General features: G+C 72.4%; 26 protein-coding genes. 6 read left to right on the forward strand and 20 right to left on the reverse strand.

What is annotated here, in order from left to right; translation table 11 throughout:
• The first annotated feature begins 34 nt into the window (after window positions 1-34).
• Window positions 35-859, forward strand: coding sequence for an endonuclease/exonuclease/phosphatase family protein (locus RBJ77_RS19450; RefSeq protein WP_372346326.1), 825 nt, complete (start codon window positions 35-37; stop codon window positions 857-859).
• Between the two features lie 54 nt (window positions 860-913).
• On the opposite strand, the gene RBJ77_RS19455 is transcribed toward RBJ77_RS19450, so the two are convergent.
• The 11 genes from RBJ77_RS19455 to RBJ77_RS19505 all read right to left on the reverse strand — a co-directional run bounded on the left by RBJ77_RS19455 (window position 914) and on the right by RBJ77_RS19505 (window position 8,570).
• The gene (locus RBJ77_RS19455; protein WP_372346184.1) at window positions 914-1,087 is read right to left on the reverse strand and encodes a hypothetical protein; all 174 of its coding nucleotides are present in this window, start codon (window positions 1,085-1,087) and stop codon (window positions 914-916) included.
• A gap of 72 nt (window positions 1,088-1,159) precedes the next feature.
• On the reverse strand, window positions 1,160-1,513 hold the full coding sequence (locus tag RBJ77_RS19460; protein ID WP_372346185.1) for a hypothetical protein: 354 nt from the start codon (window positions 1,511-1,513) through the stop codon (window positions 1,160-1,162).
• A gap of 201 nt (window positions 1,514-1,714) precedes the next feature.
• Complete coding sequence (locus tag RBJ77_RS19465; RefSeq protein ID WP_372346186.1) at window positions 1,715-2,248, reverse strand: MarR family winged helix-turn-helix transcriptional regulator; 534 nt, start codon at window positions 2,246-2,248, stop codon at window positions 1,715-1,717.
• A gap of 63 nt (window positions 2,249-2,311) precedes the next feature.
• Entirely contained in the window at window positions 2,312-2,722 is a 411-nt protein-coding gene (locus tag RBJ77_RS19470) for a hypothetical protein (protein ID WP_372346187.1), read from the reverse strand.
• Window positions 2,723-2,827: 105 nt separating this feature from the next.
• A complete protein-coding gene (locus tag RBJ77_RS19475) occupies window positions 2,828-3,226 on the reverse strand; it encodes a hypothetical protein (protein WP_372346188.1) in 399 nt (132 codons plus the stop codon).
• On the reverse strand, window positions 3,223-3,807 hold the full coding sequence (locus tag RBJ77_RS19480) for an RNA polymerase sigma factor (RefSeq protein ID WP_372346189.1): 585 nt from the start codon (window positions 3,805-3,807) through the stop codon (window positions 3,223-3,225). Before RBJ77_RS19480 ends, RBJ77_RS19475 begins: the two co-directional genes overlap by 4 nt.
• Window positions 3,808-4,027: 220 nt before the next feature.
• The gene (locus tag RBJ77_RS19485) at window positions 4,028-4,549 is read right to left on the reverse strand and encodes a cupin domain-containing protein (protein ID WP_372346190.1); all 522 of its coding nucleotides are present in this window, start codon (window positions 4,547-4,549) and stop codon (window positions 4,028-4,030) included.
• A 175-nt stretch (window positions 4,550-4,724) separates the two neighbouring features.
• A complete protein-coding gene (locus tag RBJ77_RS19490) occupies window positions 4,725-5,780 on the reverse strand; it encodes a maleylacetate reductase (RefSeq protein WP_372346191.1) in 1,056 nt (351 codons plus the stop codon).
• Window positions 5,781-5,816: 36 nt separating this feature from the next.
• The gene (locus tag RBJ77_RS19495) at window positions 5,817-6,719 is read right to left on the reverse strand and encodes a dioxygenase (protein ID WP_372346192.1); all 903 of its coding nucleotides are present in this window, start codon (window positions 6,717-6,719) and stop codon (window positions 5,817-5,819) included.
• A gap of 64 nt (window positions 6,720-6,783) precedes the next feature.
• The gene (locus tag RBJ77_RS19500) at window positions 6,784-7,446 is read right to left on the reverse strand and encodes a response regulator (RefSeq protein ID WP_372346193.1); all 663 of its coding nucleotides are present in this window, start codon (window positions 7,444-7,446) and stop codon (window positions 6,784-6,786) included.
• A complete protein-coding gene (locus tag RBJ77_RS19505; RefSeq protein ID WP_372346194.1) occupies window positions 7,443-8,570 on the reverse strand; it encodes a sensor histidine kinase in 1,128 nt (375 codons plus the stop codon). The genes RBJ77_RS19500 and RBJ77_RS19505 overlap by 4 nt, the downstream gene beginning before the upstream one ends.
• A 262-nt stretch (window positions 8,571-8,832) precedes the next feature.
• On the opposite strand from RBJ77_RS19505, the gene RBJ77_RS19510 reads away from it, so the two are divergent.
• Complete coding sequence (locus tag RBJ77_RS19510) at window positions 8,833-9,213, forward strand: DUF6223 family protein (RefSeq protein ID WP_372346195.1); 381 nt, start codon at window positions 8,833-8,835, stop codon at window positions 9,211-9,213.
• 13 nt (window positions 9,214-9,226) lie between these two features.
• On the opposite strand, the gene RBJ77_RS19515 is transcribed toward RBJ77_RS19510, so the two are convergent.
• Together RBJ77_RS19515 and RBJ77_RS19520 are read right to left on the reverse strand one after the other, a co-directional pair.
• Window positions 9,227-10,447, reverse strand: coding sequence for a PP2C family protein-serine/threonine phosphatase (locus RBJ77_RS19515; RefSeq protein WP_372346196.1), 1,221 nt, complete (start codon window positions 10,445-10,447; stop codon window positions 9,227-9,229).
• 98 nt (window positions 10,448-10,545) lie between these two features.
• Window positions 10,546-10,752, reverse strand: coding sequence for a hypothetical protein (locus RBJ77_RS19520; RefSeq protein ID WP_372346197.1), 207 nt, complete (start codon window positions 10,750-10,752; stop codon window positions 10,546-10,548).
• A gap of 592 nt (window positions 10,753-11,344) precedes the next feature.
• Between RBJ77_RS19520 and RBJ77_RS19525 the strand changes: the two genes are divergently transcribed.
• Entirely contained in the window at window positions 11,345-12,160 is an 816-nt protein-coding gene (locus RBJ77_RS19525) for an SAM-dependent methyltransferase (RefSeq protein WP_372346198.1), read from the forward strand.
• Between the two features lie 10 nt (window positions 12,161-12,170).
• On the opposite strand, the gene RBJ77_RS19530 is transcribed toward RBJ77_RS19525, so the two are convergent.
• On the reverse strand, window positions 12,171-14,414 hold the full coding sequence (locus RBJ77_RS19530) for a penicillin acylase family protein (RefSeq protein ID WP_372346199.1): 2,244 nt from the start codon (window positions 14,412-14,414) through the stop codon (window positions 12,171-12,173).
• 149 nt (window positions 14,415-14,563) lie between these two features.
• A complete protein-coding gene (locus RBJ77_RS19535; RefSeq protein WP_372346200.1) occupies window positions 14,564-15,175 on the reverse strand; it encodes an SRPBCC family protein in 612 nt (203 codons plus the stop codon).
• Between the two features lie 170 nt (window positions 15,176-15,345).
• Here RBJ77_RS19535 and RBJ77_RS19540 point away from each other — a divergent pair, with 170 nt between their 5' ends.
• On the forward strand, window positions 15,346-16,032 hold the full coding sequence (locus tag RBJ77_RS19540; protein ID WP_372346201.1) for a TetR/AcrR family transcriptional regulator: 687 nt from the start codon (window positions 15,346-15,348) through the stop codon (window positions 16,030-16,032).
• On the opposite strand, the gene RBJ77_RS19545 is transcribed toward RBJ77_RS19540, so the two are convergent.
• Window positions 16,017-16,946 (reverse strand): aldo/keto reductase family oxidoreductase, encoded by a 930-nt coding sequence (locus tag RBJ77_RS19545; RefSeq protein WP_372346202.1) that lies wholly within the window; start codon window positions 16,944-16,946, stop codon window positions 16,017-16,019. The two genes, RBJ77_RS19540 and RBJ77_RS19545, sit on opposite strands and share 16 nt — an antisense overlap.
• A gap of 255 nt (window positions 16,947-17,201) precedes the next feature.
• Between RBJ77_RS19545 and RBJ77_RS19550 the strand changes: the two genes are divergently transcribed.
• Both RBJ77_RS19550 and RBJ77_RS19555 read left to right on the forward strand, forming a co-directional pair.
• On the forward strand, window positions 17,202-17,708 hold the full coding sequence (locus RBJ77_RS19550) for a hypothetical protein (RefSeq protein WP_372346203.1): 507 nt from the start codon (window positions 17,202-17,204) through the stop codon (window positions 17,706-17,708).
• Window positions 17,709-17,873: 165 nt separating this feature from the next.
• Complete coding sequence (locus RBJ77_RS19555; RefSeq protein ID WP_372346204.1) at window positions 17,874-18,851, forward strand: hypothetical protein; 978 nt, start codon at window positions 17,874-17,876, stop codon at window positions 18,849-18,851.
• A gap of 27 nt (window positions 18,852-18,878) precedes the next feature.
• Here RBJ77_RS19555 and RBJ77_RS19560 read toward each other — a convergent pair whose 3' ends face one another.
• Genes RBJ77_RS19560 through RBJ77_RS19575 form a run of 4 tightly spaced genes read right to left on the reverse strand, consistent with a single transcriptional unit; the run spans window position 18,879 to window position 22,834 of the window.
• Window positions 18,879-19,631 (reverse strand): FadR/GntR family transcriptional regulator, encoded by a 753-nt coding sequence (locus RBJ77_RS19560; protein WP_372346205.1) that lies wholly within the window; start codon window positions 19,629-19,631, stop codon window positions 18,879-18,881.
• Between the two features lie 10 nt (window positions 19,632-19,641).
• The gene (denD, locus tag RBJ77_RS19565; protein WP_372346206.1) at window positions 19,642-20,691 is read right to left on the reverse strand and encodes a D-erythronate dehydrogenase; all 1,050 of its coding nucleotides are present in this window, start codon (window positions 20,689-20,691) and stop codon (window positions 19,642-19,644) included.
• A complete protein-coding gene (otnI, locus tag RBJ77_RS19570; protein ID WP_372346207.1) occupies window positions 20,688-21,491 on the reverse strand; it encodes a 2-oxo-tetronate isomerase in 804 nt (267 codons plus the stop codon). The genes denD and otnI overlap by 4 nt, the downstream gene beginning before the upstream one ends.
• Window positions 21,492-21,529: 38 nt before the next feature.
• The gene (locus RBJ77_RS19575; protein ID WP_372346208.1) at window positions 21,530-22,834 is read right to left on the reverse strand and encodes an MFS transporter; all 1,305 of its coding nucleotides are present in this window, start codon (window positions 22,832-22,834) and stop codon (window positions 21,530-21,532) included.
• Window positions 22,835-22,836 lie beyond the last annotated feature (2 nt).

Below are 22,836 nucleotides of genomic sequence, written 5' to 3' on the forward strand. Positions count from 1 at the left end.
CGGTTGTGAGGAGGGGACCGTGCCCGGAAGAGGCATGCGCTGGCTCGCGGGTGCCATGGCCGCGGCCTGCCTGGTGCTCATCGGCCCGAGCGCACCGAGCGGCGCCCTCGTCCCGAAGCCGCTGCCGGCCGGCGCCGCCGAGGACATCGTGCCGAACCGGGTCATGACGTGGAACATCTGCAACCCCTGCGGCCGCGGCGGCTACGACGTCGGCCGGGCGGCGGACATCGCGACGTACGCGCCGCAGGTCATCGGCCTGCAGGAAGCGTGTGTGCGGGACGTGGAGAAGATCAGGGACCATCTGGAGACCCTGTACGGGCTGGTCTACCACGTCGCGTACGGCTCGGTCCTGCGGAACTGGGGGCGGTGCGGCGGGCTGCCGTGGAGTCCCGGCGGCTTCGGCCAGGCGATCCTCTCGGCGGCCCCGATGACCGACCGTACGGTCGTGGAGTACCCCGACGGCGGCTCGGAGGACCGCGGGTACGTGGCGGTCACCACCACGGTGGGGGGCAGGTCCGTCCGCGTCTTCAACACGCACCTGGCCCAGCGGCGTCAGGAGACGGTCAGGGCCGGGCAGGTCCGGGTGCTCGCCGCGGCGGTGGCCCGGCACGATCGCGCGATCGTGCTCGGCGACTTCAACGCCGTGCCCGACTCCGCGGAACTCGGCCCGATGTGGGCGCGGGCGACGGACACCGACCCCGGGTGCCGTCCCGCGCTCGGCGGTGCCTGCGAGCCGACCACCGACTGGCACCTCAAGTTCGACTACGTCTTCCTGCGGGGCATCGTCCCGCTCGCGCACCGGGTGCGCTCCAGCCGGTACTCGGACCACCACATCCTCCACACCGACCTGCGGTACTGACCGGCCGGGCCGCCGCCTGGGCGGCGGCCCGGCCGGACCCCTGCGTACGGCGGCTCAGGGCAGCATGCCGGGCCGGACCTGCCGGCCCTCGTCCGGGGCGCCGAGCAGCCGCGCCGCCTGGTGCTGCATGAACTCGGCGGCGACCTGGGCTTCGGCGACGACGTCGCCGAACTCGCGGACCAGGTCGTCGTAGATCGGGTGCGGAACGTTCTCGGTGGGGCTGCGCATCACAGTCGGTCCTTCAGCCGTTGTAGGTCTTCCGCGGCCATTTCTGAACCGCGGCAAGAACCCTCGGGGAATTCATGCCCGGTTCAGCCGGGAAGCGATTCCGTGACCGATCAGCAAATACAGAACCGCAGGAAGTCCATAATTGAGGACGACGCGTAGACCTTCTGTGTCCATGGTGAAGATGTCCTGCGACCACGAGGCCAGCCAGTCCGCCGTTCCGTGCACGAAATCGACGAACACGTTCGCCTTGTTCGCGTCGAGCAGGTACAGCAGGACCCATAGAACCAGCAGGCCGGCGGCGGTGTCCGCGATCGTGCAGACGGTCAGCGCCAGGCGCCGTCCGTGGTCGGGACGGCGCGCCGGGCGCTCCGGCGCGGGCGGCTGCTGGTACGTGGAGTATCCGGAAACCGGGTCTGGATTGCTCACGAGAAATTCCGATCTGACGAGTTGCCATGCCGGCCCGAACGTCTCCGGACGGAAATGCGGCCCGGGAGTTCTGCCGACTCCTCTCCCCCTCAGCGCCTCGACTGCCGGAATGCGTTACACCCCGCCCGCAACACGTGAAATATGGCCGCCTGTTCGGGCACTTACGGTGTTGTCGGCTATGGGGTGGCGGCAATGGGCCGCTCAGCCGGCGCGCGGCGGGTCGGCCCAGCCCAGCGGATGCAGGCCGGTCTCCTCGTCCGAGAGCGGGGCCGGCGGTTCACCGCTCGCCTCGTTGAAGTCGGTGAGCGCCGCGATGAGCGCGGTCCGCTGCTGCGGGGCCAGGCGCTCGACGATCGCCGCGAACTCCCGCCGCCGGATCGCCGTGACCTCCTGGACCGTGCGCCGGCCCTCGTCGGTGAGGTCGAGCAGCGTCTCGCGCCGGTTGTCCGGGTTGATCCGCCGGTCGGCCAGGCCGGCCGCGATCAGCCGGTCGACCATCCGCATCGCCGTCGAGGGGGCCACCTCCAACAGCTCGGCCAGCGTGACGAGTTTGGTCGCCCCGCGCGTGGAGAGCACCACGAGCATGCGCAGCTGGGGCAGGGTCACCCGGTCCTCGACCTCGGCGAGCGACCGCGCGGACACGGCCACCAGCACCCGTGACGCCGTCAGCACCGCGCGGGTCACCGCGTCCACGTCGTCGTCCATCCGCATCGCTGGAGCCGCCCTCCTGGCCATGGCACCCTTGTACCCTTCGCCGCCCTGACTACGTCCGGTGAGTACGGCGAAGATGCAGGGCTGTCAACGCCCGTGTCCGCGGGGGCACTTCTCCGGCTGCCCCGCGTGCGCCGCGCCCCAGTGCTGCCGGCAGTACGGCACGTCGCACCGGTCGCAGTACCCGGCGTTCCCCTTCAGTCCGGCCGTGTGCACCCGGTCGTAGCTGCGCGGGTAGACGAACGCCGCCCGATAGCGCAGCACTTCGGACTCCGTGACGTTCTCCCCCAGGCCGTTGTCGTGGCCGTCGCTCTCCACGATCAGCCACCAGGCGTCGGGATCCCGCCGGCCCGCGTACGTCCGGCGCGTGACGGCCGCCCAGGCGTACCAGCTCGCCGGGTGCACTCCCGGCGGCGCGAACTCCAGCCGCGCCACCTGCGCCTTGCACAGCGCGCAGGCGACGTGGAGGACGAACAGCAAGGCGGGGATCTGCTTCATACCAACGCCCACGGGTCGACGGATCGGACATCACGGCAACCAAGCCTTCTGGGCATCTTTGCACAGTGCAACGGCAGTTCGTGGGCGTTGCCGTCAGCGGACGGATCAGCGGTGGTGGGCGGGCTGACTCTCGGAGTGACCCTTGGGGTGTGCCTTGGGGTGTCCCTCGGAATGCCCCTTGGGGTGCGCCTTGGTCAGCGTGCAGACGCCGTCCGCGCACCGGCGCTCCAGACGGCCGCGGGAGACGGTCTGGCCGAGGCCGACCAGCCAGCACGTGGGGCAGCCTCGGAAGGCGATCAGCGCCGGCGGGGCGGCGAGCAGGGCGGCCGGGCCGAGGACGGGCACCAGACCGACCGCGCCGGCGATCAGCCCGAAGCCGACGACGCCGCGCGCCAGGTGGCGCGCGACGGACCGGCTGGCGAAGTCCTTCCCCGGCGGCGCGGACTCCACGGCGGTCCGCGGCTGCTCGTCCCGCACGGGCTCGTCGGTGTGCATCACGGTCATGGTTCTTCTCCGACCGGTCGGGCGACGGTTCGGTCCGTCGTCGTCAGTGAGTGGCGCAGCACCGCACGGGCCCGGTGCAGCCGCGACTTCATGGCGGCGTTGCTGAGCCCGAGCGCATGGGCCACGGCCTTGCCCGGCAGGCCCTGCACGTCCCGCATGATCAGGACCTGCCGCTGGTCAGGAGGCAGCGCGCAGACCGCGGCCGCGATCCGCTCCACCTCCAGCCTGTGCAGCACTGCCTCCTCGGCGGACGGTGCCGCGGGCGCCTCCGGCCCGTCCACGGCGTCGTCGTCGCCGCGCGGGACGAGCCGTCGTACGTGCCGGAGGCATTCGTTGCGCACGATCCGGAACATCCACGAGGCGAGCGCGCCGGTGGCCCGCAGGGTGCCGATCTTCCGGTACAGGATGATCAGTGCCTCCTGCGCCGCGTCCTCGGCGTCCTGCGGGGAGGCGCACAGCGACAGGGCGAACCTGCGCACGTGCGGCTGCGAGCGCAGGACGACGGCGGTGAGCGAGGTGACGTCGCCGTCCTGAGCTGCCTTGATCAGCCGCTCGTCCGGCCACGGGACACGTGGGTTCATGCGGTGCTCATCTCGGGAGGCTCCGTCGGCAGGGTGGTCAACTCCGGCTCCGGTAGCGCCGCATGAGATGCCAGCCGCACGCGCCCACGAGCAGCACTCCGACCACCACGAAGCCAGTGACCATCATCGGTGTTCCCTCCCGGTTCCACCGGCCCGTCCGGCCGGTACACCGATAAGAGGCGGGGAGATCCGAAAAGGATTCACCCCTGGTCGGGGGAGATCACCGCTCGTCCGGGTCGTCGAAGTCCTCCACGAAGTAGCTGTCGTGCCGGATCCGGAACTCCTTGAGCTCCTCGGCGTCGCGCCGGGACATCTCCGCGACGCGCTCGAAGTACTCCTCGCGGGGCGCGCCCGGGGAGAACAGCATCAGCATCGACATGGGTTCGTCGGTCACGTTCTTGAAGCCGTGCAGGCCGCCGACCGGGACGTAGAGGAAGTCGCCGGTGCGGCCCGTGACCCACTTCTGGCCGTCGTAGAGCTCCAGTTCGCCCGACAGGACGTAGAAGGACTCCGACATGGCGCGGTGGAAGTGCACCTTCGCTCCGGCGGACTTCGGGCCCAACTCGACCTGGTAGAGGCCGAATTCGCCACCGGTCGACTCGTGGGTGGCGAGGTAGTGGGTGTCGCCGCCGGGGCCGGAGAGGTCGGGCGGGGAGTCGGCGGGGCGGAAGGCCGCGTTCACTTCGCCGTGGCGGCCGAGGTAGCGGGGCTGCGGGTAGTCGAGGTGCTCGGGGTAGGACACGATGCGCTCCTTGTGACGGGTGGGCGGGTTGACGGGTGGACAGATGGACGGGCCCCGCGTGGGCGGGTCTGCCAGCATCCTGGCCCGTGCCGGGACGCGGGGGATCGGTCCTCCGCCCGGTCTCGACGCCCACCGGGACGAGGCCCGACGACCTAGGTCCCCGGGCCGGCCGCGGTCAGACCGGCTCCGCCCCTTCCCACGCCGCGCGCAGCAGCTTGCGGACGCCGTCCGCGGTGACCGGGCGCGGGTTGTCCGCGGGTGCCGCGTCCAGGACGGCGGGCACCGCGTCGTCGACGTCGGCTTCGGTGAGGCCGTAGTCGCGCAGGGCGGTCGGCGCGTGCACCGTGCGGCGCAGCCGCCGCAGCCCGGCGAGCGCCGAGACCGCGTCGAGGGCGGCCGCGATCCTGCGCTCGGCGTCCGGCGCCTCGGGGGCGTTGAAGGCGAGGACGTGGGGCAGCACCACCGCGTGGGTCTCGGCGTGCGGCGCGCCGTAGCGGCCGCCGAGCACGTGGCAGATCTTGTGGTGCAGGCCCGATCCCGCCGACGAGAACGCCAGGGCCGACAGATACGCCCCGTAGAGCATCCGCTCCCGTCCCGCCGGGCCGACGGGATCGTCGACGACGGCCGGGAGTCCGGCGGCGAGCGCGCGGATGCCCTCGGCGGCCAGGGCCTGGTCCAGCGGGTCGGTGCGCGGTGCCCACATCGAATCGACGCAGTGGGCCAGGGCGTTGAGGCCGGAGGCGACGCTCGTCCCGACCGGCAGGGTCAGGGTGAGCGTCGCGTCGTAGACGATCGCGCGCGGCAGGACGCGGGTGTCGACGCCGGTCGTCTTGCGGGCGCCGTCGGTGATCCCCCAGACGCGGGTCGCCTCCGAGCCCGCGTACGTGGTGGGCACGGCCACGATCGGCAGGCCCGTCGTCAGGGCGACGGCCTTGGCGAGGCCGGTCGTCGACCCGCCGCCGACGCAGACCAGCACGTCCGCGGCGTGCCGGTCCGCAGCGGCCCGGGCCCGTTCGGCGGTGGCCAGGGGCACGTGCATCGCCACGTCCGTGTGGTGGGCGACGACCGGTACGTCGGCGGTCACGGTGCGCGCGACAGTGGCCGCGCTCGGAGCCGCGATCACCAACACGCGTGCGCCGCCGAGCCGTTCGACCTCGGCGCGCACCCCGCTGCGGGCCTCACCGGCGCCGAAGCGGACGCGCTGGGGAAGGGTTTCGTGCTCGAATCGCATGGGCCGGCTCTCCTGGCTCTCCTCGTGCGGTGCGGCTCACGCGTGCCGGAGCACGATGTCGAAGCGGACCCGGGTCCAGCTCCGGTCGGGCAGGAGGCGGCCGTCCGGGGTCGGGGTGCCGGGCGGCTGCCGGTCGAACTTCTTCACCAGGGAGTCCTTGACCCCGAACACCGCGTCCTGGGAGAGGAGTCGGTCGCCCTCGACGAAGATGTGCGTGATCACGGTGCGCAGTCCGGCGGCGGTCGCCTTGACGTGCAGGTGGGAGGCGCGCAGCGGGGAGCGCCCGGTCCGGGCCAGGAGGGCGCCGACCGGTCCGTCGTGCGGGACCGGGTACGGGGTCGGTGTCAGACCCCAGAAGGCGTAGTGGCCGTGGTCGTCGGTGAACAGGTGGGCGCGGGCCGCCGTCCGGTCGGGCCCGTACTGCACGTCGTAGAGGCCGTCCTCGTCGGCTTCCCAGACGTCGAGTCGCGCTCCGGGCACGGGGTTTCCCGCGGTGTCGGTGACCGTGCCCTCGACCCAGCAGGGCTCGCCGGGCGCCCCGCCCGCCAGGTCGCCGCCGAGGGGGATCTCCGGGGCTCCTTCGACGAAGAAGGGGCCGACGACGGTGGCCTCCGTGGCGTCGTCCACCGTCTCGTGGTTGACGTTGATCGTCTGCATGGAGGCGCCGAGCACGTCGGACAGGAGCACGAACTCCTGGCGGCGGTCGGTGGTGCTGCGGCCCACCGCGGTGAGGAAGGCGACGGCCTGCTGCCATTCGTCCTCGGTCAGCCGCACGTCACGGATGAACGCGTGCAGGTGCCGGACCAGGGACCGCATCAGTTCGCGCAGGCGCGGGTCCTCGGTGTCGCGGAACGAGTCGAGAACGGCCTGGGTCAGCTCGTCCTCGACGGGTCGCTGGTGCGGCACGTCGGTTCCGGCCGGGGGTCGGGCTGCGGACATGGGGCGGCTCCTCCGGGTCCTGGCGGTGGCATCGCTCCCATGGTGACGGTCCGTCCGGCGGCCGTCAGCGCTCTCCCGGGGTGACGAGGCCGGATTCGTAGGCCAGCACCACCAGTTGGGCGCGGTCGCGGGCGCCGAGCTTGGTCATGGCGCGGTTGACGTGGGTCTTCGCCGTCAGCGGGCTGATCACCATGTGGCCGGCGATCTCGTCATTGGACAGCCCGTGGGCGACCAGGGCGACGGCCTCGCGCTCACGGGCCGTCAGATCCGCAAGACCGGCTCCGGTCACGGACGGCGCCGGCCGGCTGATGTACCGGTCGATCAACTTGCGGGTGACGGACGGGGCGAGGAGGGCGTCGCCGCGCGCCGCGACCTGCACGGCGTGCAGGAGGTCGTCCGGCACGATGTCCTTGACGAGGAACCCGGCCGCTCCGGCGCGCAGCCCGTCGAGGACGTACTCGTCCATGCCGTAGTTGGTCAGGATGACGACGTGGACGCCGGCCAGGGCCGGGTCGGCGGCGATCCTGCGGGTGCACTCGATCCCGTCGACGCGGGGCATCTGGATGTCGACGAGCGCGACGTCGGGCAGGTGCTCCCTGATCAGGTCGAGCCCTTCGGCGCCGTCGCCCGCCTCGGCCACCACCTCGATGTCGTCCTCCAGGTCGAGGAGCGCGCGAAAACCGCTGCGGATGAGGGACTGGTCGTCGACCAGGAGGACGCGGATCACGGTGCTCCGTTCGCGGGGAGTTCGGCCTGCACGGTGAAGCCGCCCTCGTCGGCCGGTTCCGCGCGCAGGCTGCCGCCGAGGGCGGTGACGCGCTCCCGCATCCCGAGCAGCCCGAGGCCCGGTGCGGGCGGGGCGCCCGCGAGGGCCGCGCCGTCGTCGTCGACGCGGACGGTCAGGGAGTGCGGGCCGTGCACGACGCGGACCGACGCGGTGGTGGCGGCGGAGTGGCGGACGATGTTGGTGAGCGACTCCTGCACGATGCGGTAGGCGGTGCGGCCGACGGCGGCGGGCACGTCGCGCGGGGTTCCCTCGACGGTCAACGAAGCCTCCCTGCCGGTCAGTTCGAAGCGTTTCACCAGTTCGGGCAGGGCGTCGAGACCCGGTGGCGGGGTCGTGTCGTCGTCGCGCAGCGCCTCCAGGGTCGCGCGCAGTTCCCGGCTCGCCTCGCGGCCGGCCTGCTGGATCGCCAGCAGCGCCTCCGGGACCTGCTCGCCGCGCCTGCGGGCCACGTGGACGGCCACTTCCGCCTGCACCTTGATGACCGAGATCTGGTGGGTGAGCGAGTCGTGCAACTCGCGGGCGATGCGCAGCCGTTCCTCGTCCGCACGGCGCAGCGCGGTCTCCTCCTTGGTGCGCTCGGCCTCCGCCGCCCGCCGCTCGGCCTGCCGCAGCGCCTCGCCCGCGGCGAACGCCGCGATCAGCCAGGCCAGTTCGAGGACGTGGCGGGCCTGGGCCAGCGCCTCGCCCGGCGGCCCGTCGCGGAAGGCGAGGGCCGTCAGTTGCAGGGCGGCCACGAGGGTCACGGAAGCGGCCACCGTCAGGGCGCGGTGTCCGGCCCGTACCGCGCCGTACACCGCGATCAGGTACGACACGGCCAGCACCTCGAACCCGGCCGCCTGGTAGCCCACCGCGCACAGGGCGGTGACGGCGAGCACGATCCGTGGAGCCCGCCGCAGCGCGATCAGGGCCAGACCGCCGGAGGCGAGCAGGACGGCGCCGAGCCGGTCGGCGACGGAGTCGGGCCACTGCCCGGCCAGTCCGGTGCCCAGTTGCAGCGCCGCGACCGCGAGGGCGATCGCCCAGTCCCCCGCCCCGGCCGGGACGCGGAGTCGTCCTGTGCCCATGAGTCGCACCCTAGCCCGGCGCCGATCGGGGGCGAGTCGCCCGCGGGGGCGAACCTGCGACTACCGCGCGCGTGGTAGTCGGCCGCTTCCTGCCGCGTCGGGCGTACCGGTGTGCGGCGTCGGCGGCAGCGAGAAGTGACTGCGCCGGCGGGACGACCGGAGGGGTGCCCCGCGGGGACGCTCGATGCCACGTCACATCACGTCGCTCGACTTCACGTGACGTCACGTCAGGTCACGTCACGAACGGAAGAGGAGAAGGACCATGAACGCATCGCAGGCGATCCTGTCGGCGGCCGAGGGCGGCATCATCGGCGACGGGAGGACGGGGGCCAATCTGGCGCTGGGCGTGGCACTGCTGGGCCTGGTCGTCGGCCGGCTGGCCGTGGCGCGGGCGACCGGGCGCGTCGGCTTCGGCGACGCACGGGTGGGCGGTCGGTCGGCCGTCGGGGTCGGGGCGCTCGGCGTGGCTCTCGCGGTGCTGCACCTGGCCACGTCCAGCGGCGGTCCCGGTACGGGCAACGGGACGGTCGGAGCCGTCGTGGCCGTCCCGCTGGGGCTGGCCGCCGTGGTCGTCGGGCGGCGGGCGCTGCTCCGCGTCGGCGGGGCCGGTGCCGAGGGGCGGCGCGGGCCGGAGTCCGGCTGAGCCGGGCCGCCGGTCAGGCCGCGAGGTCGTGGTTCCGGCGCACCGCGAGGACCGTGGTGTCGTCGGTCAGGCCGTTGGCGGCGTGGCGCGCGGCGGCCGCGCGCACGTGCCAGACGAGGCGGCGGGGTTCCGCCAGGGCCGGGTCGCGGTGCAGTGCGGCGGCGAGGTCCTCGGCCAGGGGGTAGAAGTCGCCGGCGGCGTCGCGGGCCTCGGTGACGCCGTCGGACACCAGCAGGAGCGTCTCGTCGGCCCGGACGGGGACGAGGGTGGAGGTCGGGGCCTCGCCCGTCAGGCCGAGCATGCCCAGGGGCAGTGCCGCGTCGCCCTTGAGGGGCCGGACGCCGTGCGGGCCGACGGCGAGCGGGGTGAGGTGACCGCAGTTGACGAGCTCGACGTGGGTGTCGTCGTCCGCCGCCTCGGTCGTGGGGAAGTTGATCAGCGCCGCGGTGGCGAAGCGTTCGCTCTCGTCGCTGCCGAGCGCCTGGACGTGTTCCTGGTGGCGGCGCAGCCGCTGGTCCATGCGCAGGGCCACGTCGGCGAGGTCGGCCTCGTAGAACGCGGCCTCGCGGAAGCTGCCGATGAGCGCGGAGGCGCAGGCCACGGCGTCGAGGCCCTTGCCCTGGACGTCGCCGAGGACGAGGCGGCTGCCGTGCGGCGAGGGCTGGATGTCGTAGAAGTCGCCGCCGACCTGGGCCGCGACGTCGGCGGTGGTGTAGGCCGCGGCCTGCTCCAGGCCCGCCCAGTGGGAGGGCAGGGGGCGCAGGACGGTGCGGCGGGTCGTCTCGGCGATCTCGCGGATGTGGTCCGTGCGGCGCAGGGCGCGCAGCCGGGCGCTGCACACGGCCAGTGCGCCCAGGCCGCTGACCGTGACCAGGATGAGGCCGGGCAGTCCGGTGAAGCCGCCGCCCGGGTAACGGACGTCGACCACCGCGTAGACGAGCACGGTGAGCACGCTGTACACGGCGGTGGCCCGCAGGCCGCACAGCAGGGCGGCGAGGCCCGGGACGAGGACGACCCAGACGATGCTGCGGAAACCCTCGCTGGTGGCCACGTCGACCGTCGCGAAGATGACCAGGAGAACGGCCGGGAGGAGGGGAAGCAGTCCGCGGTGGTGCAGCGGGACGCGTTCCTCGCTGTGGGCGGGATCGGCGAGTGCGGCCGCGTCGGGGGTGCCCGGGCTCAGGGCCGTGGCCGGTGCCGTGGTGTAGAGGTGCTCCATCAGGTGCTTCACCATTCAACAAGAACATCACGGACGGGAGCCCTGGGGATCGGTCGTAGGTCCCGTCCGAGCCGGGCGGAAGTCCCGGATTCGAGCAGTGCGGGCTCCGCCGGCTAGACGAGGAGCAGGACGATGGCGGTGACGAGCACGCCGAGAGCCATGACGGCGAGCAGACCGGCGGCGGCCACGACGAGTGCCCGCTGGTGCCCGTCGCCGCTCCGGGCCGGGGCGGGCGGCGCCAGCACCTCGCCGCGGGCGGACAGCTCGTCCCGCGGGGGGACGGTCTCGGTGGACACGGGCTGGTGGTAGGTGCTGGTCATGACGGCTCCCGACGGGGATCTGCGGACGGTTTCTTGCTGGACTCGCGGGCCGTGCGGCGACTTCTCGGCCGCTTCGATCGGTGACCCGGGCACGGAGGGGAATTCCTGCGAGGAGGTTCCGCAATGTGTGCAAATTCACCGTACAAGAGCACTTATAGGAATCCAACGGGCATTTCACCGCACATCCACACCCAGGACCTCAGGCCTTTCGGGACGGGACCGTCGGCCCGGTGTGGCGCATCGGCAGCCCGCCCATCAGCGAATTGCGGCCCGCACTCCGGCCGCCACCGGACCGCGATCCGGAACGGGATCCGGACCCCGCCCCGGCATTCCGCCCGCTCCCGCGCCCGAGGGCCGCGGCATCCCCGATGTCCCATTCAGGAAGAAGGTCACTCGGGCGCGAAAGAAAAGCGGGGCGAACGTCCCGCCCGGAGAGGACCTCTGCGGGTTTGCGAGCGACGGAACCCTTCCGAACCGTCGGCTCAACGCCGCACAGGATCAAGGGAGTTGTCCGCCGATCGACGAGTCTCCGTGCCCGGCAGCGCCTAGGGTGGGGCCAGACCATGATCGACGGACGCCACGAGAGGGACCCGTGACCAGCGACGCGCACCCCGACCGCCCCCACCAGCGGATCGACACCAGCCGGCCGCACACCGCGCGGATCTGGAACTACTGGCTCGGCGGCAAGGACAACTACCCCGTCGACGAAGCCGCGGGCGAGCAGATCCGGCAGCTCCACCCGGGCATCGTCGACTACGCCCTCGCCGACCGGGCCTTCCTCGGGCGCGCGGTCCGCCATCTGGTGCGCGACGCGGGGATACGCCAGTTCCTCGACATCGGCACCGGCCTGCCCACGGTGGACAACACCCATGAGGTCGCCCAGCGCCTCGCCCCCGACGCCCGGATCGTCTACGTCGACAACGACCCCATGGTCCTGCGGCACGCACAGGCGCTGCTCACGAGCACGCCGGAGGGCAGCACCGACTACATCGACGCCGATCTGCGCAACGTCGACCAGATCCTCGAACACGCCGCCAGGACGCTGGACCTCAGCCGGCCCGTCGCGCTCGTCCTGCTCGGCGTGGTCATCTTCGTCGCCGACGACGAGGACCCGTACGGCATCGTGCGGCGCCTGCTCGACGCCCTGCCCGCCGGGAGCCACCTCGTGCTGTCGCACACCATCACCAGCCCTGCGATGCCGGACGTGGACGCGGCCGTCGCGTTCTGGAACGAGAACGGCACGCCCCGGCTGAACCAGCGCACGCCGGAGCAGGTCGGCCGCTTCTTCGACGGGCTCGACCTGCTGGAGCCGGGCGTGGTGTCGTGCTCGCGCTGGCGGGTCGGGGACACCGGTGCGGGCGAGCCCGCCGAAGTGGCGATGTTCGGCGGCGTGGGCCGCAAGCGGTAGGCGGGACCGGCTACCGGCCCGGCCGGTACCTCCGCTCGACGTGGCCCTTGAGGTCGTCCGGGTGGAAGTAGACCGGTCGCAGGTCGCCGGAGGCGTAGATGCCGGCCTGGTCGTCGAAGTGCGGTGAGTCGGGGTGTCCGCTGGCGCCGCCGGCCGTCACCGCCCAGGCCCGCACGCGCGGCCCGAACTCCACGACCGCCACGAAGCTGTTGCCGCTGGTGCCGTAGTAGCGCTTCGTCCCCGGGTACGCCTTCGCGCCGAAGGAGGCGAGGGAGCCCCAGCGCGAGGAGGCGAACGGCACGGGGATGCTCGGCCGGTCGTCGCTGAACTGCTGGACGATCGCTCCGTCGTTGCGCTGGAAGCGGTTGATGTCGCCCCAGGCGACCCGCCAGTCGCCGAAGTCCCGGACGAGCCGCCCGGTCGCCGTCTCCAGCGCGGCCAGCCGCTGGGTGTCGGTGGCGCGGCCGGCGATGTAGTCCCAGACCGACAGCCTGGCGTCGGCGGCGGCCTGGGAGGTGAGCGCCCAGATGTCCTCGCCCCAGAAGACGGCCAGGGACGTCGCGGTCGACTTCGCGGACCACCGGTGGTCCCAGTCGCGCAGCAGACCGACGGGACCGGCCAGCGCCTTCCTCCGCCGGTCACCCGCGGGCAGCCGCTCCCAGGCGGCGACGAGCCCCGGCAGCAGGCGGGCGAACGCCGTCAGGTACGGGTCGAAGGCGGCGTCGACGAGCGTCTGGGGCGTGAAGTCGTCCCGCGCGGTCAGGACGCGCTCCGCCTGCGGGCCGCGCGGGTTCTCACCGACCTTGTCGAAGTAGCGCGGATAGTCGGCGGCCCTGGGGCTGTCAGGGCTGTCGGCGCCGGCCGCGGTCCAGGGCCAGTTGTTGGTGTTGAACGTCCAGCCGTTCTTCGGGTTCACCACCTGCGGCATGCTGTCCAGGCCGTGCAGTCCGCGCCAGTCGGTCGCCGGATCGCTGCCGTCGACGGGCTTGAGGTAGTCGAAGCGGTCGCTCCGCACCGGCATGAACTGCGGCATCAGGAAGGCGATCTCGCCCTTCGAGTCGGCGAAGAGCGTGTTGTTCGAGCTGTTGGCCTGCAGTCCCGCCACGCGGAGGTAGTCCGCATAGTTCCCCGTCGTCGTGCGCAGGAAGCTCTGCTTCAGCGCCTCGACGGGCTTGTTCATCAGCGCGCACGTGATCCACTTGCCGTCGGCCTCGCGCACCACGGGGCCGTGGTGGGTGGCGTACGTGGTGAAGGTCCGCTCGTCCTGTCCGCCGGCCTCGGTGCGGAAGGACAGGGTGATCCGCTTCGTCGTGACGGGGCGCAGCGCGTCGCCGTAGCGGTAGGAGCGGGTGCCGTCGGGCGCCGTCACGATCGTCTCGGCGAACTCGTCGATGTTGTCGACGCCGCTGGACGTGTGCATCCAGCCCGTGCGGGCGTTGAAGCCCTGGTAGATGAAGAACTGGCCCCAGGTGGCGGCGCCGTAGACGTCGAGGCCCTCGCGGCTCGTCACGTGCTGTTCCGAGCGGAAGAAGAAGCTCGTGTGCGGGTTGATCAGGAGCAGCGCGTGGCCGTCGCGGGTGTGGCTGGGCGCGACCGCGAAGCCGTTCGACCCGGTGGGCTCGCGCAGGACGAGGCCGCGCTCCTCGTCGGTCATCGGGACGTCCCGGCCGGCGTAGAAGGCTTCGAGCTGGGTGAGCAGCACCGACTCGATGTCGCCGCCGATGCTGCCCTCCGAGAAGCCGAGCGGCATCCACGGCTCGAACCGGTCGAGGACGCGCGGCCGCACCTCGGGGTGGGTGGCGAGGTAGTAGTTGAGTCCGTCGGCCCAGGCCCGCATCAGCGTGCGCAGCCACTGGGGGCACTTCGCGTAGTCCTTGCGCAGGTCCGCCGGATCGAGGAAGAGCCGCTGGCGCAGGTCCTGCCAGAGGGCGCTCTCGCCCTCGGCCTCGGCGAGGCGGCCCAGGGCGACGAGGTAGTTCTGCTCGATCCGGTTGAAGTCGTCCTCGGCCTGCGCGTACATCATCCCGAAGACAGCGTCGGCGTCGCTCTCGCCGACGACGTGCGGAATTCCCCAGTCGTCGCGGGTGATCGTGACCCGGGCGGCGTGCCGGCGCCAGCGGGTCTCGTCGGACGTGCCCTGCTCGGTCCCCGCGAACGCCGTCCCGGTCCGTGCGCCCGTCGCGGCGACGGCCAGTCCCGCCGCCGTGCCCAGCACGCGCCGCCGGGTCACCCGGGTCTTCGGCACCTGAGTCATGAGCTGCCCCACCTTCTTCCGTCCGGCAGACCGGACATCAACGGATCGTGCAGTGCCCGCACTTGCCTCGGGGACGTGATCACTCCCGGCACAGTCCTATCCACCACGAGCCCCACTGACAAGACCGCGCTCAGTGATCCCTCACGGCCTCAGGCCCGCGCGGCGGACGGCGCCTCGGACACGGCCTTCAGATCACGCAGCCACGCTTCGAGGCCCTGCTGGAGGAGCTCGGTCGCGGCCGGGACGTCGGCGTCGACCTGGGGACCGGTGTGGGTCTCCTCCGTGCGCACGAGGACGCCGCCCCTGACCGCGGTGAAGGTCCAGACGTGCACCCCGTCGATGTGCAGCCCTTCGCCGTCGGCGGGGCCGGTCCAGCGGATGCAGGTGCCGGCCCTGAGCTGCTCGACGGTGGAGGTGATGTCCAGGCTCGTGGCGGGAGTCTGGGGGTTGGCGGGAACGGGCGTGGTCCAGTGGAACGCGGAGCCCTTACGGAACGGGCCGTCGTCGAGGCGTTCCGCGCTGGTGACCGCGGGCTGCCAGGACGGCCAGCGCGCGATGTCGGTCTGGGTCTTCCAGACGCTGCGCGGTGACGCGTGGATCAGGATCTCGGTGCGGAACCGGACCCGGGCGTCAGGGTCCACGCCCTGGCCCCGGCAGGTGAGGGGGGTGCCGGCCTGGGCGGGGACGGCCGTGGTGGCGAGCGCCACGACGGAGACGAGGGTGACGGGGAGGGCGAGCAGGGCGGTGCGGATGCCGGGCATGACGGTGCTCCTTGTACAACGAGTGCGGGCACGGGCGGATGACCGAGTGAGCTACGTAAGAGCTTGACTCGTTCGTTACTGGTTATAACTCGTCGGGCGTGAGCGGTCAACGCCTTGGTGATAGCCTCTAACTCACTGGTCCGACACCGACAGCGAAGGCGGCGCAGATCGTGGCGAGGACGGAAGCGAGGACGGACGCGAAGACACCGCGGGAGCGCTACCGCGAGCAGGTGCGCGCCGAGATCAAGGAGCGCGCCCGGGAACAGATCGCGACGGCCGGCGCGTCCGCGCTCTCCCTCAACGCCATCGCCCGGCAGCTGGGCATGACCGGCCCCGCGCTCTACCGCTACTTCGCCAGCCGGGACGACCTGATCACCGAGCTGGTCAGGGACGCGTACCGGAGCCTGGCCGACGCCGTCGCCGCGGCGGCGGCCGACGGTGCCGACCTCGCGGGGCTCGCCCACGCCCTGCGGGACTGGGCGCTGGCGGACCCGCAGCGCTACTTCCTCGTGTACGGCACGCCCGTGCCCGGCTACCACGCGCCGGACGAGATCACCGGGATCGCCTCGGAGATCATGGCGACCCTGCTCGACGCCTCCGTCGCGGCCCGCGACGACACCGGCGCGCCCGCCACGCCGTTCACGGCCCACCTGGCGGACCACCGCCGGTGGGCCGGTGACCACGACGCCCCGCCGGCGGCGCTGCGCCGGGCCCTGGCCTTCTGGACCCGGCTGCACGGTGCGCTGTCACTCGAACTCGCCGGGCACTTCAACGGGATGGGCTTCGACCCGGCCCGGCTCTACGCCGCCGAAGTGGCGGACCTGCTGGGCGATTCGGGCGGTCAGGGCAGCGTGTGACCCGCCGCGCGGAAGAGGCGGTACCACTCCTCGCGGGTCAGCGGGAGCTCCGAGCCCGCCGCGGACTCGGCGACCCGGCCCGGGTTCGTGGTACCGAGGACCACCTGCATGTTCGCGGGGTGCCGGGTGATCCAGGCGACGGCGATGCCGGTCGGGGTCACGTCGTACTTCGCGGCCAGCTCGTCGAGGACGTCGTTCAGCTCCGCGTGGTTCTCGCGGTCGCCGATGAAGACCCCGTCGAAGAAGCCCTTCTGGAACGGCGACCACGCCTGGAGGGTCATCCCCTGCAGACGTGAGTAGTCGAGCAGGCCGTTGTCACGGTCGACCGACTGGTCGAGTCCGGCCATGTTCGCGGCGATGCCCGAGGCGATCATCGGGCAGTGGGTGATGCTCAGCTGCACCTGGTTGGCCACGAGCGGCCGGCGCACCGCCGTCTTGAGCAGCTCGATCTGCCCCGGCGTGTGGTTGGAGACGCCGAAGTTCACGACCTTGCCGGCCGCGTGCAGCTCGTCGAAGGCCGCCGCCACCTCCTCCGGCTCCACGAGGGTGTCCGGCCGGTGCAGCAGGAGGAGGTCGAGGTACTCGGTGCGCAGGGCCGTGAGCGACTCGTCGACCGTGCGCACGATGTGCTCTTTGGAGAAGTCGAAGAAGCCGGACCTGATGCCGACCTTGCTCTGGATGACGATGGACTCCCGCTCCGCGGCGGAGAGCTTCACGGCCTGCCCGAACCGCTCCTCGCACGCGTGGCGGGAGGGTCCGTAGATGTCGGCGTGGTCGAAGGTGTTGATCCCCGCGTCACGGGCGCTGCCGTAGAGGGTGCGGATGTCGTCGTCGGAGAGCTCGGCGATGCGCATCAGGCCCAGGACGACGTTCGAGGCCCGCAGTTCGGTCTGGGGGAAGGAGATCGTTCGCATCGCACCATCCTCGCCGAGCGCGCCGCCCGGACGCCAGCGGCGGCGCCTGGCCGGCGTCCGACGCACCATCCCGCCACATGGCCGAAAACGCCCCCTGGCCGACGTGCTGTTGAATCCGGAACGATGGGCGTTGTCGCATTCTGTGCGGCGGCCGGCTCCGCCGTCCCATCCCCGTGACGGTGGAGCCGGTTCGGGATCGGTCTCGTGTGCGGCCGTTCTCCTGACGCGCGTAGAGATGCCGACTACGGTCAACGCATGGACGGGGAACAGTGGTTGGCGGCCTGTCATCCGAATCCGGAGCAGGTCTACGAGCAGTGGGAGGAACCTCCGCATCTGGCGGTGCTGCCGACCGGGGTGCGGTTCGACGTGCTGCGGTTGCCGCAGCCGTTCGCGCTCGCCGTACTGTGGGAACTCGGCGATCAGGCGCAGAAGATTCCGGTGCTCGAGGAGCACGTTCAGCCGCGTCCCGTCTTCTACCTCCTCGCCGAACCCGGCACCCTGGACGGCCTCTCCGCCGGTGACTCCACCGTGCTCACGGTGGGGGACGAGTTCACCGTCCCCTCCCCCGGCGCGGACGGCATCACCGGCGTGCAGCGCCACTCCTTCCTCTGGCGGACCGCCCCCGACGGCGGCGGGCAGCTCGCCGACGCGGACGAGCTGCGCACCGCCTGCGAGCACGCCCGTGACAGCGACCGGCAGGCCGCACGGGTCCGCGCGGCCCGCTCCGTGTTCTGGGGGGCCAAGCACACCCGCCGTTCCTGATCAGGAGGTGGCGGACGGCGCGGACCCGTGCGGCCCGTCGCCCGCGGTCCGCATGCCGAGGCGGGCTCGGTGTCTCACGTGACCGCCGCCAGGCCGAGGGCAACCTTTTCGGTCCTTCGCGGGTCACACCTGTGCCCCCAAGCCACACCGAGAACCCCCGAGGTAATGATGAAGCTTCGCCGCGCAGTGGTGACGGCGGCCGCGGCCGCCGTCGTCCCCGTCGCCGTCCTGTCCGCACCGGGCGCGTTCGCGGACAGTGGGACGCCGGGTCCCACGACCACCACGGCGCCCGCCACGGGCCCCGCCGCGCCGTCGGAGTCCCCCCGCACCGACCGCTCCGCCACGCCCTCGCAGGACGCGTCCCCGTCGGCGAGCACGACCTCCACGGCGCCGCCCGTGGCGCCCCGCAAGACTGTGGTGCCGACGCAGGAGCCGGGCGACGCCACGGAGTGCACCAGCCGCGAGGACGACCCGATGGTCCTGGCCGAACTGCGCGGCCTGCCCACGAAGATCGTCGCCGGTTCCGGCTGGCACGCCTTCACGTTCCGCGTCTCGAACCTGACCGCCAAGGACTTCGAGTCGACCAGCGCCCAGGTGTTCGGGTCCTCGTTCGCCGCCACCGAGGACAACGACGAGGACGCCCCGGACACCTCGCGCCACCTGCACCTGCAGTGGTCCGACGGCGACCGGTGGCACGACATCGACATCGACCGCGCCCACGACCGGTCGTTCCCCACGTCCGGAGAGCTCGCGGTCCGCGAGCACGCCGACGTCCCGCTGCGCATCAAGATCGACGCCGCGGCCCCGGCCGGTGCGGGCGCGGTGGTCCCGATCGCCGCGAGCGTGAACGCCGACGGAACCTGCAGCGACAGCGTCCCCGAGGACGGGTACGTGGACTTCGACATCCTGGCCGCCGCCCCGGCGTCGTCCGCGCCGGCGACGAGCAGCCCCAGCAGCCCGGCGGCCACCACGCCGAGCCCGTCCGTGGGCAGCTCCGCCTCCCCGCAGAGCGGCGGCTCGCTCGCCGCGACCGGGGCGGGCTCCCTGGTCCCGACGGCCGGCGTCGCCGGCGCCCTCGCCGTGGTCGCCGGAGCCGGTGTCGTGTACTCCGTGCGGCGCCGCAGGGCCGACGCCGGGTCCTGATCGCGCCCCCGCGGGGTGCCGGCCGGCTCAGGACGTGGCGTCGAGGTCCACGTCCAGGTCCTCGGTCTCGGACCAGAACCGGCCGTCCGCGTCCTTGAGCCGGGCGGCGGCGTGCCGCAGATGCGTGCGGGCCGCCGCCCGGGCCGCCTCGGCGTCGCCCGCCGCGACGGCTTCGAGGATCGCGTGGTGCTCATGGCGCACCGCCTCGAAGAAGTCGTCCCGCCGCGCCTCGTTGGCACGGGTGATGCGGATGCCGCTGCGGGCCACCTCACCGAGGTAGCGGGCGGTCGACACCAGGACGTCGTTCCCGGTCGACTCGGCGATCGACCGGTGGAAGGCCAGGTCCTCCTCGACGCCGTCGCCGCCGGCGGCGACCGCGCCGTCGATCGCGTCGAGGGCGGCCCGCATCCGGGCGACGGCGTCCGGCGTGGCGCGGGTGGCGGCGAGGGCGGCCGCCTCCCCCTCCAGGGCGGAGCGGACCTCGACGATCTGCAGCACCTTGGCCCGGGTGCCGACTGACTCCGCCTCCAGGTCGAGCGGCCGGGCGCGGCGCGGCAGGACGAAGACGCCGCGGCCCTGGCGCGGTTCGACCAGGCCCGCGCTGCGCAGCCGTGAGACGGCTTCGCGCACCACCGTGCGGCTGACGCCGAGTTGCTCGACCAGCGCCACCTCGGTCGGCAGTTTGTCGCCCTCGGTGAGGCGTCCGGACTCGATCTCCTCCGCGAGGATCGCGGCGACCTGGTCCGCGAGCCGTACCGGGCCGCTCACCTTGGCAAACATGCTGGCCAGTTTATCGGCCCGCGTCCCGTCGGCCGTCGGTGACCGCCGGGATCGCGGCCGTCACCGCGTCGGCGTGCTCCGCGACGTAGGCCCGCAGGACCGCGGTGAAGTCCGGGTCGGGTACGAGGCCGAGGGCGGCGGCGCGCGCGTTGTCGAAGTCGGCGGGCCACGAGCCGACGATGGCCTCGACGGCGGGATCGGGTGCGACGGTCACCAGATCGGCGACGGCGTCCCCGGCGAGCTGCCGCAGCGTGTCGATGATCTCGGCGACGGAGACGGTCAGCGCCGGGAGGTTCACGGGAAGGGTGCCGTCGAGCCGGCCCGGTCCCGTGCCGCGGTCGAGTTCCGCGATCCGCAGGATGCCCTCGACGGTGCGCCGGGGCGAGGCCAGGGCGACCCGCAGGGAGGGGTCGACCGGGCAGACGGCCGGGAGTCCGGCGAGCGGCTCGCGGACGATGCCGGACAGGAAGCCGGAGGCCGCCGCGTTCGGTTTGCCCGGGCGCACGGACACCGTCATGAGCCGGCTCACGCGTCCGTCGACGTAGCCGCGCCGGGTGTACTCCGCGACGAGCTGCTCGCAGACGAACTTCTGGACGCCGTAGCTGGACCGCGGGGCGGGCAGGGTCGACTCGTCGACGACCGGCGGCAGCGGCAGCGCGGGGTCGCTGCCGTAGACGGCGACGCTGCTGGCGAACACGAGGCGCACCGTGGGCCCGCCCGCGGCGGCCTGGGCCCTGGCGGCTTCGAGCAGGGCGCGGGTCGTGTCGAGGTTGGCGCGCATGCCGAGGTCGAAGTCGGCCTCGCACGCGGCCGAGACCGCGGCGGCGAGGTGGATGACGACGTCCACCGGCTCGGCGAACAGCTCGTCCAGGCGGTCCGTCAGATCGCCCTGGACGACGTCGACGCCGGGGTCGTCGACGAGCGGCCCGTCGGCCGGGACGAACAGGTCGGCGAGCACGAGCCGGTCGACGGGCGCGCCGCGGAACGTCCGGGTCCCGAGGAGCCGGCCGGCCACCTGCCGGCCCAGGAAGCCGAAGCCACCGGTGATGACGATCCTCATGCGGGTTCTCCTCGATAGTCGTTCAGCCAGCCGAGACCTTCGCTCGTGCCGGCGCGCGGGACGTACTCGCAGCCGATCCAGCCGTCGAAGCCCAACGCGTCGACGACGCCGAACAGATGACGGATGTTCAGTTCGCCCGCGTCCGGCTCGTGGCGGTCGGGCACCCCGGCGATCTGGAGGTGGCCGACGCGGCCGGTCGGCAGGTCGCGGCGCAGGGTGGCGGTCAGGTCGCCCTCGACGATCTGGCAGTGGTACAGGTCGAGTTGGACCTTGAGGCGATCGGCTGCCACCTCCTGCACCAGGGCGTGGGCGTCGGCCTGCCGGTTCAGGAAGTAGCCGGGCATGTCCCGGGTGTTGATGGGTTCGATCAGGACGTCGACGCCCGCGGCGGCGGCCCGTCCGGCGGCGTGGGCCAGGTTGTCCCGGTAGGTGTCGCGGAACCGGGCCCGCTCCGCGTCCGTCGTCCCGGGCGCCACCAGCCCGGCCATCACGTGCACCCGCTCGCAGCCCAGTTCGGCCGCGTACTCCAGCGCCCGGTCGATCCCGGTGCGGGTCTCCCGCTCGCGTCCGGGCAGCGCCGCGGTGCCGCGCTCCCCCGCGTCCCAGTCGCCGGGCGGCGCGTTGAACAGCACCTGCCGCAGCCCATTGTCGTCGAGTCGACGGCGCAGCTCGGCGGCTTCGTAGGCGTACGGGAAGAGGTACTCGACCGCTTCGAAGCCATCCGCCGAGGCCGCGGCGAAGCGGTCGAGGAAGGGGTGTTCGGTGTACATCAGGGACAGGTTCGCTGCGAACCTCGGCATGGTGACTCCTGTGCTTGCCGTGCTTGCGGTGCGGGCGGTCAGCGGTTGACGACGTCCTTCTTGGTGGTGAGCACCGCGGCGGCGCCCACGACCAGGCTGAGTGCCAGAACGTACATGGGCAGGGACGTCGAGCCCGTGGCGTCCTTGAGCGCGCCGATCATGTACGGGCTGACGAACCCGGCCAGGTTTCCCACGGAGTTGATGACGGCGAGCCCGGCCGCCGCGGCGGTGCCGCCGAGGAACGCGGTGGGCAGCGACCAGAACAGCGGGGCGCAGGTCAGGACGCCGGCCGCGGCGAACGACAGCGCGATCAGGGACAGCGCGGTCGAGCCCGACCAGGAGGCGGACAGCGAGAAGCCGACGGCGCCCATGAGGCTGGGGATCACCAGGTGCCAGCGGCGCTCGCCGCGCTGGTCCGCGGAGCGGCCGAACAGGTTCATGGCGACCAGTGCGGCCAGGAACGGTACAGCGCTGAGCGCACCGATGGCGAGGTTGCCCTCGATGCCGGTGGCCTCGACGAGGGTGGGCAGCCAGAAGGTCAGCGCGTACTGGCCCATCACGAAGCAGAAGTAGATCAGGCACATGAGCCACACCTTGGGCTCGCGGAAGGCGTCCAGGGTGCGGCCGTGCACCGTCCGGTGCGCGGCGTCCTCGGCGACGGCCCGTTCGACGACGGCCTTCTCCTCGTCGGTGAGCCACTTCGCGTCCCGTATGCCGTTGTCGAGGTAGAACAGCGTGGCCACGCCCACGAGGAGTGCGGGCAGCGCCTCCAGGAAGAACATCCACTGCCAGCCCTGCCAGCCGCTCACCCCGTGGAAGCGGTCCAGGATCCAGCCGGAGAGGGGGTTGCCGAAGATGCCGGCGACGGGGATCGCGGACATGAACAGGGCGATGACGCGGGCCCGGCGGCGGGACGGGAACCAGTAGGTGCAGTAGAGGATCACGCCGGGGTAGAAGCCGGCCTCGGCGACCCCGAGCAGGAACCGCAGGACGTAGAAGGTCACTTCGTCGGTGACGAAGACGAACAGGCCGGAGACGACGCCCCAGCTGATCATGATCCGGGCGATCCAGGTGCGGGCGCCGACGCGTTGGAGCAACAGGTTCGAGGGGACCTCGAAGAGGAAGTAGCCGATGAAGAACAGGCCGGCTCCGAGTCCGTACGCCGCCTCGCTGAAGCCGAGGTCGTCGGACATCTGCAGCTTCGCGAAGCCGACGTTGACGCGGTCGAGGTAGGAGACGATGTAACAGAGGATCAGGAAGGGGACGATCCGCCGGACGACCTTGCGGAAGACGGCGTTCTCGCGGTCGAGGTCGGGCACCTCGGCGGCGACGGTGGAGGGCATGA

This window comes from Streptomyces sp. KL116D (genome assembly GCF_030766975.1).
GTDB classification, from domain to species: domain Bacteria; phylum Actinomycetota; class Actinomycetes; order Streptomycetales; family Streptomycetaceae; genus Streptomyces; species Streptomyces longispororuber_A.